This is a genomic window from Pseudoalteromonas sp. CH_XMU1449-3 (genome assembly GCF_037027245.1).
Classification (GTDB): domain Bacteria; phylum Pseudomonadota; class Gammaproteobacteria; order Enterobacterales; family Alteromonadaceae; genus Pseudoalteromonas; species Pseudoalteromonas shioyasakiensis.
In genome coordinates this window covers 1-12,833 of record NZ_JAYMDY010000020.1, presented here as the reverse complement: position 1 = coordinate 12,833, position 12,833 = coordinate 1, and the positions used below count along the sequence as shown (strand labels likewise).

13 protein-coding genes are annotated in these 12,833 nt (G+C 42.4%); all 13 read left to right on the top strand.

Annotation, left to right across the window (positions count from 1 at the left end):
• The first annotated feature begins 12 nt into the window (after positions 1 to 12).
• The 13 genes from WA256_RS18315 to WA256_RS18255 all read left to right on the top strand — a co-directional run bounded on the left by WA256_RS18315 (position 13) and on the right by WA256_RS18255 (position 12,439).
• Positions 13 to 798, top strand: coding sequence for a ParA family protein (locus tag WA256_RS18315; RefSeq protein WP_054554803.1), 786 nt, complete (start codon positions 13 to 15; stop codon positions 796 to 798).
• A gap of 20 nt (positions 799 to 818) precedes the next feature.
• Positions 819 to 1,730 (top strand): ParB/RepB/Spo0J family partition protein, encoded by a 912-nt coding sequence (locus WA256_RS18310; protein WP_054554804.1) that lies wholly within the window; start codon positions 819 to 821, stop codon positions 1,728 to 1,730.
• Positions 1,731 to 1,889: 159 nt separating this feature from the next.
• Positions 1,890 to 2,270 (top strand): ATP synthase subunit I, encoded by a 381-nt coding sequence (locus WA256_RS18305; RefSeq protein ID WP_054554805.1) that lies wholly within the window; start codon positions 1,890 to 1,892, stop codon positions 2,268 to 2,270.
• A 15-nt stretch (positions 2,271 to 2,285) separates the two neighbouring features.
• Entirely contained in the window at positions 2,286 to 3,143 is an 858-nt protein-coding gene (atpB, locus tag WA256_RS18300; protein WP_054554806.1) for a F0F1 ATP synthase subunit A, read from the top strand.
• A 56-nt stretch (positions 3,144 to 3,199) separates the two neighbouring features.
• Positions 3,200 to 3,433: a F0F1 ATP synthase subunit C gene (atpE, locus tag WA256_RS18295; protein ID WP_004335261.1), complete on the top strand. Its 234-nt coding sequence runs from the start codon at positions 3,200 to 3,202 to the stop codon at positions 3,431 to 3,433.
• Between the two features lie 42 nt (positions 3,434 to 3,475).
• Entirely contained in the window at positions 3,476 to 3,946 is a 471-nt protein-coding gene (gene atpF / locus WA256_RS18290; protein WP_054554807.1) for a F0F1 ATP synthase subunit B, read from the top strand.
• Between the two features lie 16 nt (positions 3,947 to 3,962).
• Entirely contained in the window at positions 3,963 to 4,496 is a 534-nt protein-coding gene (atpH, locus tag WA256_RS18285) for a F0F1 ATP synthase subunit delta (RefSeq protein WP_054554808.1), read from the top strand.
• 14 nt (positions 4,497 to 4,510) lie between these two features.
• Positions 4,511 to 6,052: a F0F1 ATP synthase subunit alpha gene (gene atpA, locus WA256_RS18280; protein ID WP_054554809.1), complete on the top strand. Its 1,542-nt coding sequence runs from the start codon at positions 4,511 to 4,513 to the stop codon at positions 6,050 to 6,052.
• Between the two features lie 59 nt (positions 6,053 to 6,111).
• Positions 6,112 to 6,972: a F0F1 ATP synthase subunit gamma gene (gene atpG / locus WA256_RS18275; RefSeq protein ID WP_054554810.1), complete on the top strand. Its 861-nt coding sequence runs from the start codon at positions 6,112 to 6,114 to the stop codon at positions 6,970 to 6,972.
• 32 nt (positions 6,973 to 7,004) lie between these two features.
• Entirely contained in the window at positions 7,005 to 8,390 is a 1,386-nt protein-coding gene (gene atpD, locus WA256_RS18270; protein ID WP_054554811.1) for a F0F1 ATP synthase subunit beta, read from the top strand.
• 13 nt (positions 8,391 to 8,403) lie between these two features.
• Positions 8,404 to 8,826 (top strand): F0F1 ATP synthase subunit epsilon, encoded by a 423-nt coding sequence (locus tag WA256_RS18265; protein WP_054554812.1) that lies wholly within the window; start codon positions 8,404 to 8,406, stop codon positions 8,824 to 8,826.
• Positions 8,827 to 9,098: 272 nt separating this feature from the next.
• On the top strand, positions 9,099 to 10,457 hold the full coding sequence (gene glmU / locus WA256_RS18260; RefSeq protein ID WP_335992788.1) for a bifunctional UDP-N-acetylglucosamine diphosphorylase/glucosamine-1-phosphate N-acetyltransferase GlmU: 1,359 nt from the start codon (positions 9,099 to 9,101) through the stop codon (positions 10,455 to 10,457).
• Between the two features lie 143 nt (positions 10,458 to 10,600).
• A complete protein-coding gene (locus WA256_RS18255; protein WP_335992787.1) occupies positions 10,601 to 12,439 on the top strand; it encodes a choice-of-anchor I family protein in 1,839 nt (612 codons plus the stop codon).
• The last annotated feature ends 394 nt before the right edge of the window (positions 12,440 to 12,833 follow it).

Sequence of the window (12,833 nt, the reverse complement as noted above, 5' to 3'; positions counted from 1 at the left end):
GATCAGAGCACTGTGGCAAAAGTCATCGCATTAGCAAACCAAAAAGGTGGTGTTGGTAAAACAACCACCGCTGTGAATCTCGCGGCATCGATGGCCGCGACGAAGCGTAAAGTGTTATTAATCGATCTTGATCCGCAAGGAAACGCTACCATGGGTAGTGGTGTCGATAAATACGGTGATGTTGCGACTATTTACGATTTATTGATTGAAGAAACACCAATCGATGAAGTGATCAATAAAGAAACCTCAGGTGAGTATCACTTAATTGCTGCAAATGGCGATGTGACTGCCGCTGAAGTTAAACTAATGGAATTGTTTGCTCGTGAAGTGCGTTTACGTAATGCGCTTGAACAAATTCAAGACCAATACGATTTCATTTTTATCGACTGCCCGCCTTCACTTAACATGCTTACAGTTAATGCTATGGCTGCCGCAGATTCGATTTTAGTTCCGATGCAATGTGAATATTATGCCCTTGAAGGTTTAACGGCATTAATGGATACCATTACTCAGCTATCTAAGCTAGTAAATCCAGCGTTAACAATTGAAGGGATTTTGCGCACCATGTATGATCCGCGCAATCGCCTTGCAAATGATGTATCAGAACAACTCAAACAACATTTTGGCGATAAAGTATATCGTACCGTTATCCCACGTAATGTCCGTTTAGCAGAAGCGCCGAGTTTTGGTGCCCCTGCCATGTATTATGACCGTGCATCAAGTGGTGCTAAAGCTTACTTAGCCCTAGCCGGCGAAATGTTACGTAGAAAAGAGAAAACATCTTCAGCAGTAGCCTAACTTCGAGGTAAAAAAATAACATGTCTGCTAAAAAACGCGGTTTAGGCCGAGGACTCGACGCTTTATTAAGTTCATCAAAACCTGCCCCAAGTGCAAATAATCAGCAACAAGCGACAGCAACACCAGAGCAAGTCTCTGAAGTTGTTGCAGAGCAAAGCAAAGGTGAGCTGCAAAAGTTAGCGATTGAGTTTTTACAATCGGGTAAATATCAACCGCGTAAAGACATGTCTGAAGAAGCGCTAGAAGAGTTAGCCAGCTCAATTCGTGCTCAAGGCATCATTCAGCCAATTGTTGTGCGCCAAATTGGTGCAGACAAATATGAAATTATTGCTGGTGAACGTCGTTGGCGTGCTGCTCAACTTGCAAAATTAGATGCTGTTCCATGTATCATCAAAGATGTGCCAGATGAAGCAGCCGTTGCAATCGCATTGATTGAAAATATCCAACGTGAAGACCTAAACGCGATGGAAGAAGCGATTGCATTGAATCGTTTACTTAACGAATTTGAACTCACTCATCAACAAGTCGCCGAAGCTGTTGGTAAATCGCGTACGACTGTGACTAATTTACTACGCCTAAATAATCTTAACGAAGATGTTAAAATCTTGTTAGAGCATGGCGACATCGAAATGGGTCATGCACGTTGTTTATTGGCACTTGAAGGCGAAGCGCAGTCAGATGCTGCTAGATTAGCGGTTGCTAAAGCGTTGACTGTTCGTGAAACTGAGAAATTAGTTCGCTCTATCTTAGAACCAGCCCCGAAAAAAGAAGTGCAAGAAAAAGATCCAGATGTCAAACAGTTAGAACAAAAACTTGCTGAAAATTTAGGCGCCAAAGTAGAAATAAACTACAATAAAAAAGGCAAAGGCAAACTGGTTATCTCTTATACAACTCTTGATGAGTTGGATGGCATTTTAAGCCGTATAAATTAAGACTATTCCCGTCATTAATTAATAACATGTCCAAAAAGAGACATTTGTGGTGTTTTTGCACTACAAAGGGTCGACTCAAGTTGCAAAACTGGTAGGAATCAGTATAATTTCGCCAGTTTTCATACCCTGACAATTTAACGTTCTAAAGGTTAACAAAACGTGACTAATAGGTTAGCAAGGCCGTATAGGCTTGCCGCATTTAAATTAATTTGTCTTCAGGGTATCGTAGCATTAATCGCTGCAGTAATTGTTTTTATAGGTTGGGGAGTCAATGCCGGCCAGTCAGCGCTTGCTGGCGGAGCTGTTGCACTACTCCCTAATTTTGTATTTGCTGTCTATGCATTCCGTTATATGGGTGCAAGTCGAGTAAATCAAGTGTATGCCTCGCTAAAGCGCGGCAACGGATTAAAATTTATGCTAACAATCGTTTTGTTTGCACTGATACTGAAGTCTTACACGGTCGTTTTATTACCGTTTTTCTGTGTTTATGTATTGGTGTTATTTAGCGGATTGTTTGCGCCCGTTTTTTTTAATCATTAACTTTTGGGATATAACATGGCTGCAGAAGAAGTAACTCTATCAAGCCATATTCAGCACCACTTAACTAACGCTAAGATGTGCTCGACCGACGCTGGTCTTGCCTTCAACAAAGCGTGTGCAGACAGTGGTTTCTGGACATGGAATATAGATACCCTCGCATGGTCAATCGGTCTAGGTCTTGTATTTTTATGGATCTTCCGTAGTGCCGCTAAGAAAGCAAATACCGGTGTACCTGGTAAATTTCAGTGTTTCATTGAAATGATCGTTGAGTTCGTTGGCGACAACGTACGTGACACATACCACGGTAAAAGCGCATTAATCGCTCCATTAGCTCTAACGATTTTCGTTTGGGTGTTCTTAATGAACTTAATGGACTTGATTCCGGTTGATTTCCTACCTGCATTCGCTGGCTTCGTTGGCGAGCAAGCATTTGGTATGGATTCTCACGACGTTTACATGAAGATTGTACCTACAACAGACATTAACATGACTGCTGCACTTGCTATTGGTGTATTCATTCTGATGATCGGTTACGCAATCAAAATCAAAGGGATTGGCGGATTCTTAGCTGAATTAACGCTTCACCCGTTTAGCTCTAATAACAAGCTAGCAATGGTGTTCTTAATCCCATGTAACTTATTACTAGAAACAATCGCTTTAGTTGCTAAGCCGTTCTCGTTAGCACTGCGTTTATTCGGTAACTTATATGCTGGTGAGTTGATTTTCATCTTGATCGGCGCAGTTGGTTTAATGCAACTACCGTTGCACTTTATTTGGGCTGTATTCCACATCTTAGTAATCGTACTGCAAGCATTCGTATTCATGATGCTTACAATCGTATACCTAAGCATGGCAAGCTCAGATAATCACTAATTTTTTACACTTTTAAAATTTAATTTTAATTTACAATTGAAACTTTGGAGAAAAAAATGGAACTAGTATTAGGTCTTAAGTATATCGCTGTTGCTCTACTTATCGGCTTCGGTGCAATCGGTACTGCAATCGGCTTCGGTAACATGGGTGGTAAATTCCTAGAAGCTTGTGCTCGTCAACCTGAACTTGCACCTTCATTACAAGTTAAGATGTTCATCCTTGCTGGTCTAATCGATGCCGTAGCTATGATCGGTGTTGGTATCGCAATGGTATTGTTGTTCGTACTTTAATATTATTTTTTGAACAGCTTACTATTTTAAGGAGGAGCGGTCGTGAACTTAACAGCCACTCTTATCGGTGAATTAATTGCATTTACGGTTTTCGTACTTTTCTGTATGAAATACGTATGGCCACCACTAAATGGTGCAATTGAAGCTCGCCAGAAGAAAATCGAAGATGGTTTAGCTGCCTCTGATAGAGCCGAAAAAGACTTAGAACTTGCGCAAAAGAAAGCTGCTGAGCAGCTTAAAGAGGCAAAAGCTCAAGCGGCTGATATCATTGAACAAGCTAAAAAGCGTGCCACGCTAATCGTTGACGAAGAAACTGTTCGTGGTCAACAAGAGCGTGAAAAAATTATTGCTCAAGGGCACTCTGAAATCGAAGCAGAGCGTAACCGTGTAACAGAAGAACTACGTAAACAAGTAGCGACGCTGGCAGTGGTTGGTGCTGAGAAGATTTTAGAGCGCGAAATCAATCAAGCCGCACACAGTGACATCGTTGAAAAACTTGTCGCTGAGCTGTAATTAGGAGGGTATGAGCATGTCTGAATTGGCTACTATCGCTCGCCCATACGCTAAAGCGGCTTTTGAACTTGCCGTTGAAAAAGGCACTGTTGAAAGTTGGAACGACATGCTGTTCTTTGCTGGCCATGTTGCCAGCAATGAGCAAGCCGCTGCCGCGCTAGCTGGATTGCCTACTGCTACTGAACAAGCAGATCTGTTTATCAAGATCTGTGCAGAGCAGCTCAACGAACAAGGTCAGAACCTAATCAAGGTGATGGCTGAAAATGGACGTTTAGTTGCACTGCCTGCTGTTGCTGAGTTATTCGCTGAATTTAAAGCGGACTACGACAAAGAAATCGACGTTGACGTGATTTCTGCAACACCGCTTGCTGCTGAGCAGCAAGCAACATTGGTAGCGGCACTTGAAAAACGTTTCGCACGCAAAGTTAAGCTGAATTGTAGTGAAGATACTACAGTTGTTGGCGGTCTTATCATTAAGGCGGGTGACACTGTAATCGACGGCTCAGTACGTGGCAAATTAGCCCGCTTAGCTACATCACTACAATCGTAATTGGGAAAAAGAGCATGCAACTTAATTCCACTGAAATTTCAGATCTGATCAAACAACGTATTGAGCAGTTCGAAGTTGTAAGTGAAGCTCGTAACGAAGGTACTATCGTATCTGTTACTGACGGTATCATCCGCATCCACGGTCTTGCTGACTGTATGCAAGGTGAGATGATCGAGCTTCCTGGCAACCGTTATGCTATCGCACTAAACCTTGAGCGTGACTCAGTAGGTGCTGTAGTAATGGGTCCTTACGCTGACCTTAAAGAAGGCGTAAAAGTTAAATCAACTGGTCGTATCCTAGAGGTTCCTGTTGGTCGTGGTCTACTTGGTCGTGTTGTTAACACACTAGGTGCACCTATCGACGGTAAAGGCGCTTTAGATAACGACGGTTTTGAACCTGTTGAGAAAATCGCACCAGGCGTTATCGAACGTCAATCAGTAGATGAGCCAGTACAAACTGGTTATAAATCTATCGATGCGATGATCCCAGTAGGTCGTGGTCAACGTGAGCTTGTGATCGGTGACCGCCAAACTGGTAAAACTGCATTAGCAATCGATGCTATCATCAACCAAAAAGGTACAGGCGTTAAGTGTGTGTACGTTGCAGTTGGTCAAAAAGCATCTACTATCGCTAACGTAGTACGTAAATTAGAAGAGCACGGTGCATTAGAAAACACGATTGTTGTTGTTGCATCTGCTTCTGAATCTGCGGCACTTCAGTACCTAGCACCATTCTCTGGTTGTACTATGGGTGAATACTTCCGTGACCGTGGTGAAGACGCGCTAATCGTATATGATGATTTATCTAAGCAAGCTGTTGCTTACCGTCAAATCTCATTACTACTTAAGCGTCCACCAGGCCGTGAAGCATACCCAGGTGACGTATTCTACCTTCACTCACGTCTTCTAGAGCGTGCATCACGTGTAAACGCTGATTACGTTGAGAAGTTCACTAATGGTGAAGTGAAAGGTAAAACAGGTTCATTGACGGCATTGCCAATCATTGAAACTCAAGGCGGCGACGTTTCTGCGTTCGTACCGACAAACGTTATCTCTATCACCGATGGTCAGATCTTCTTAGAAACTGACTTATTCAACTCAGGTATCCGTCCAGCTGTTAACGCTGGTATCTCGGTATCTCGTGTTGGTGGTGCAGCGCAAACTAAAATCGTTAAGAAACTAGGTGGTGGTATCCGTCTAGCGTTAGCTCAGTACCGTGAATTAGCTGCGTTCTCGCAGTTCGCGTCTGACCTTGACGATGCAACACGTGCTCAATTAGAGCATGGTGAGCGCGTAACAGAGCTAATGAAGCAGAAACAGTACGCACCAATGTCTGTTGCTGAAATGTCTCTGTCGCTATTTGCTGCTGAAAAAGGCTACCTAAAAGACATCGAAATCGCGAAAATCATGGATTTCGAAGCTGGCCTAATTTCTTATGCAAACAGCACATACGCAGAGCTAATGGCTCAAATCAATGAAACTGGTAACTACAACGCTGAGATTGAAGCTCAACTTAAAGAACTTCTAGAGAAGTTCAAGTCGACGCAAACTTGGTAATTTAGTTATGAATGGTGAGCTTTAGGCAACTAAAGCCCACCTGATTCGGAGAGAGAGTCATGGCCAGCGGAAAAGAGATTAAAAGCAAGATCGGGAGTATCAAGAATACTCAAAAGATCACCAGCGCAATGGAAATGGTTGCTGCGTCTAAAATGAAAAAAGCGCAGGAACGTGTGGCGTCAAGCCGTCCATACGCTGAAAACTTACGCCAAGTGATTGGTCGTGTTGCTCAAGCAAATCTTGATTTTACTCACCCTTTCTTAGAAGAGCGTGAAGTAAAACGAGTTGGTTATATTGTTATCTCTACTGACCGTGGTCTATGTGGTGGCTTGAACTCAAACGAGTTCAAAAAAGTTGCCCTAGATGTTAAAGCGTGGAAAGAAAAAGGCGTTGAAGCTGAATTTACTACTTTAGGTAGCAAAGCAGCTGGCTTTTTCCAACGTTTTGGCGGTAAGTTAGTCGCTAAAAAAGCGAACTTAGGAGATACACCTTCACTACAAGACGTTATTGGTCCTGTAAAGACAATGCTAGATGCATACTCTGAAGGTAAAATTGACCGCTTATACGTAGTATTTAACAAGTTCGTTAATACTATGAAGCAAGAGCCAACAATCGATCAGTTACTCCCTTTGCCAAAAGCTGAAGAAGAAGTATCTCAACATTCTTGGGATTACTTATATGAGCCAAACCCAGAAGCGATTTTAGAAGCTCTGTTAGTACGCTTTATTGAGTCTCAAGTATACCAAGGTGTAGTTGAGAACGCTGCCTCTGAACAGGCTGCCCGTATGGTTGCAATGAAAGCTGCAACTGATAACGCTGGCGACCTTATGGATGAGTTACAGCTTGTTTATAACAAGGCTCGTCAAGCTGCAATCACACAAGAAATTAGTGAGATTGTTGGCGGTTCGGCAGCAGTTTAACGCTTCGGCAAAGTTTAATGAGAGGAATAGACATGAGTTTAGGTAAGGTCGTCCAAATTATCGGCGCCGTTGTGGATATCGAATTTCCACAAGACAACGTGCCAGCCGTATATGACGCACTAAAAGTAACAGATGGCGACTTAGCTGGTTTAACTTTAGAAGTTCAACAACAGCTAGGTGGCGGTGTGGTACGTGGTATCGCACTTGGTACTACTGACGGTTTACGTCGTGGTACTGCAGTAGAAGGTACAGGTCAGCCAATCCACGTTCCAGTAGGTACGAAGACACTAGGTCGTATCATGGACGTATTAGGTAACCCTATTGATGAAGCTGGTCCAATTGGTGAAGAAGAGCGTATGTCTATTCACCGTGCAGCACCTTCTTATGAAGAACAATCAAGTTCAGTAGAACTTTTAGAGACTGGTATCAAGGTAATCGACCTTGTATGTCCATTCGCTAAAGGTGGTAAAGTTGGTCTATTCGGTGGTGCCGGTGTTGGTAAAACCGTAAACATGATGGAACTTATCCGTAACATCGCAATCGAGCACAGCGGTTACTCAGTATTCGCAGGTGTTGGTGAGCGTACTCGTGAGGGTAATGACTTCTACCATGAGATGAACGACTCAAACGTACTAGATAAAGTATCTCTAGTATACGGTCAAATGAATGAGCCACCGGGTAACCGTTTACGCGTAGCGTTAACTGGTCTTACTATGGCTGAGAAGTTCCGTGACGAAGGTCGTGACGTACTTTTCTTCGTTGATAACATCTACCGTTATACTCTAGCGGGTACAGAGGTATCAGCACTTCTAGGTCGTATGCCTTCAGCAGTAGGTTACCAACCAACTCTTGCTGAAGAAATGGGTGTACTTCAAGAGCGTATCGCATCTACTAAGACGGGTTCAATCACTTCAATCCAAGCGGTATACGTACCTGCGGATGACTTAACTGACCCATCTCCAGCAACAACGTTTGCTCACTTAGATGCAACAGTAGTACTTTCTCGTGATATCGCTTCACTTGGTATCTACCCTGCGGTAGACCCACTTGATTCATCTTCACGTCAACTTGACCCACTAGTAATCGGTCAAGAACACTACGATACAGCGCGTGGCGTTCAAACAGTTCTTCAACGTTATAAAGAACTTAAAGACATCATCGCAATCCTAGGTATGGACGAGCTTTCTGACGAAGATAAGCAAGTTGTATCTCGTGCACGTAAAATCCAGCGTTTCCTATCTCAGCCGTTCTTCGTTGCTGAAGTATTCACAGGCGCGCCTGGTAAATACGTGTCACTTAAAGACACAATTGCTGGCTTCAAAGGTATCTTAAACGGTGAGTTTGATGATATGCCAGAGCAAGCGTTCTACATGGTTGGCTCTATTGAAGAAGCTCAAGAAAAAGCCAAAAGCATGTAATTAGGAGGGTAGTATGGCGGCTATGACTGTACATCTTGACGTAGTAAGCGCAGAAGAGAGCTTGTTCTCTGGTCTGGTTGAATCGATTCAAGTGAGTGGTAGTGAAGGTGACCTTGGTGTTAACTATGGCCACGCTCCATTATTAACTGCCCTAAAACCTGGTATGGTACGTTTAGTTAAGCAATTTGGTCACGAAGACGTGATGTATATTGCTGGCGGCACGCTAGAAGTTCAACCGGATCGCATCACGATTCTTGCAGATACTGCAGTACGTGGTGAAGACCTAGACGAGCAAGCGGCTGAAAAAGCTAAACGTGATGCTGAAGAGCAAATGGCGAATACGTCAACTGCTGAGTTAGATTATCAACAAGCTGCAGTGCAACTTGCTGAAGCAATCGCTCAACTTCGCGTAATTCAACAATTACGTAAAAAGTAAGCCTACTCGGTTTTCGAAAAGCCCACTTAATGTGGGCTTTTTTGTGTCTAAAATTCACCGCTTAGCGCCCTACTTTATATTTATACTTATATCCTTCATCAAAGCTCGCTACAATAGTGTAAATTAATAGTGAATAGCTGTTTCATTCAAGGTTCAGTCCAACACATTAGGATTGAGTATTTACACATGATGTGACTTACACAACTTTGTATGTTTTCCAGAACTCACAAAATATTGCACACCTAAAACAAAGAAAGAAGGATATTGTTTTAATGTCTCTGACTACCGTTATTCTTGCTGCGGGTAAAGGCACCCGTATGCGCTCTGCTCTACCTAAGGTATTACACAAAGTTGCTGGTAAACCTATGGTGCAGCACGTTATCGATAATGCCACTGCCCTTGGCGCTCGTGAAACAAATCTTGTTTACGGTCATGGCCGTGAGCAGCTTCAAGAAGCCCTATCGCACAACCAAGTAAACTGGGTATTACAAGAAGAGCAACTCGGTACGGGTCATGCTGTTGCTGTTGCTAAAGAACACATTGCCGATGATGACACCGTATTAATTCTCTATGGTGATGTGCCACTAACAAAACGCGCGACCTTAGAAAAACTACTTGCTGTGACTCCAGAAAAAGGTTTAGCGGTGTTAACGGTTACCTTAGATGACCCATCAGGTTATGGCCGAATGATCCGTGAAAATGGCAAGCTAGTAGGTATTATCGAACAAAAAGATGCTTCACCTGAGCAACTTGCGATTAAAGAAATCAATACCGGTATTATGGCTGCTAATGGTGCGCTACTTAAACGCTGGTTAGGTAACCTATCTAACAATAACGCCCAAGGTGAATATTACTTAACAGATATTGTGGCGATGGCACACAGTGAAGGTGTTGAAATTACTTCTGCACAGCCTGAGCATCCGATGGAAGTTGAAGGTGCTAATAATCGCGTACAACTTTCAGCGCTTGAACGTGCATACCAAGCATGGCAAGCAGAAGAGCTAATGCTAAACGGCGCAACACTTGCTGATCCTGCTCGTATTGATGTACGTGGTGAAGTAACGACTGGCGAAGACGTACTGATCGACGTTAATGTTATTTTCGAAGGTAAAGTAACGCTTGGTAATAACGTACAAATTGGGCCAAATTGCGTACTTAAAGATTGTACTATCGGCGATAACGTTGTTATTAAGGCTAACTCACTTGTTGAAGAAGCCAGTGTTGCTGCTAAATGTACTTTAGGCCCATATGCCCGTCTTCGCCCTGGTGCGATTATGGAAGAAGACTCACACATTGGTAACTTCGTTGAGATGAAAAAGACTCGCTTAGGCAAAGGCTCAAAAGCAAATCACCTAACCTACTTAGGCGACACTGAAGTTGGCGAAAAAGTTAATATTGGCGCAGGTACTATTACTTGTAACTATGATGGCGTAAATAAATCAAAAACCATTATTGGTGATAATGCCTTTATCGGTTCTAACTCATCACTGGTAGCCCCTGTTAATATTGGCTCAATGGCAACGATTGGCGCAGGCTCTGTTATCACTAATACTGTTGAAGATGAGCAGCTTGCAGTCGCTCGTGGTAAACAACGTAACCTTACTGGTTGGAAGCGCCCAACTAAAAAGTAATGAGCTACCCTACTAATTTATAAATAAAAAGCGAGTTTATACTCGCTTTTTTTATGACTAAATTTTGTTCTCATAAAAGTGCCATATAGTTGTAATGCCTGCGTGTTGTAATTGCCTCAATACAACTCCAAGGAAAAATAATAATGTTAAAAAGATCAATTATTGCGCTATCACTTTTAACCATTCTTTCTGGCTGCTCATTAGACGGTGACGACGGCAAAGACGGCCTACAAGGTGAACAAGGTCCTGCAGGTCAAAATGGTACTAATGGAACTGATGGGGTAAATGGCACCGATGGTGCAAACGGAACTGACGGAACAAGTGGTACAGATGCAAACGCTGCTTTAACTATAAATCTTATCGGCCGTGCAGTGCTGAACGCAGAAAGCCCTGAAGGTGCTGCGGAAATTGTTGCTTACCAAGCATCTAAACAACGAATATTTGCTATCAATAGTTCCGGTGATTCTGCGGTCGTTAATATCATGAAAGCCGATAGCTTTGACCGTGCAGCTTTAGTTAAAGATAACGAAGGGGTAATAAACGGCACTAATTTAAGCTCAGAGATTACCCTTGCACTTAATGAGCACAGTGTGGGCGATGCAAACAGTATCGCTATTGATGCTAATAATGAACTTTTAGCCGTTGCAATGGCTGCAAGTAATACCGGTGATGCCGGTTTAATCGCATTTTATGATATTAGTGGCGACGAGCCTCAGTTTATTAAAAATGTCACTGTAGGTGCCCTGCCCGACATGGTTACTTTTAGCCATGATGGCAATAAAGTATTGGTTGCAAATGAAGGCGAACCTAATGGTGATTACAGTATTGACCCTGAAGGCTCTATCAGCATTATTAATATCAATAATGGTGTAATTGCAGATACTGCTATTAGCCTTACTTTTTCAGCTTATAACGACAAACAAGCAGAGCTTGAAGAACTTGGGATTGTATTTGCTAACCCGACAGGTCGAACAATCAACGGTAACTTGATTAATACAACCGTAGCTATGGATTTAGAACCTGAATACATCAGCGTTTCGAAAGACAATAAGTTTGCCTACGTGTCACTACAAGAAAATAACGCCCTTGCTATCGTCAACCTTGAAGATAATAGCCTCGAGCTTAAAGGCTTAGGTTTTAAGGATTGGTCTAATTTACTTTTTGATGCATCTGATAAAGACGGTGGCGTTAACTTTAAATCGTACCCTGGTCTCTATGGCATGTATCAACCAGATACTATTTCAAGCTTTACCTGGAAAGGTGCTAACTTTATTGTCACAGCGAACGAAGGTGATGCACGAGAATACTTCTTTGATACAACCGACGAAGCTGATTGTTTAGCAAAAGGTGGTCTTGATTACGATGAAGATGATGGTTGTTTATCATATATAGATGAAACCAGAGCTAAAGACTTAACACTGGCAAGCAATTTTGACTACCTGAACAATGACAACAGTGATATTGGCCGTTTAAAAGTGACCACTGTTAAAGGTGATGAAGATAATAATGGCGAATATGAATCACTCTATGCATATGGTGCCCGCTCTTTTACCATTTGGGATAGTAACGGCATGGTGGTTTTTGACTCTGGCGATCAAATCTCACGCATTACTGCATCAGTTCACGGAGCAGCATTCAATAATAACGAAGATGAAAATGACGGTGATAGTCGCTCTGATGACAAAGGTGCAGAACCAGAAGCGTTAGCACTGGGTACGATTGGCGAACGTACATTTGCATTTATTGGTTTAGAGCGTATGGGGGGCATTATGGTGTTTGATATTACTAATCCATACAATGTGACATTCCAAGATTACTTTTTTAATCGTGGCCTAGAAGCTGATGCAGATATAACAGGTGATCTTGCTCCTGAAGGTATGGCATTTATACCTGCAGAACAAAGTGCAACGAATGAAGCATTGCTAGTTGTTGGTAATGAAATTTCGGGTTCAATCGCTGTTTGGGAAATTTCTACTAACTAATCCGCCTTATAAAAATAAAAAGCGACATAGCTAATTTAATGTATGTCGCTTTTTCTATGCCATTTTATCCTCACATAAATGACTGCTTTTTGAGCTAAAACCCCTCTGCAGCCCTTTATTTGTATGGTTATTGTACTAATTTGAAAATAATCAAAAAAACCTTCAAAAAGTGCTTGCGTTAATTCTTCGCATCCCTATAATGCGCATCCACTGACACGGCGGGCAGCAATGAAAAGCGCTGAACAAAGTGACGGAGAGTTAAGTAAAACTTCGGTTTAAAACGGTCTAAAAAGAAAGTTTAAAATTAAGTGTTGACTCGAAAAATTAAGGATGTATTATACGCATCCCTAGCGACAACGTCGCAACGTTCTTTAACAATATAAAGCAATCATCT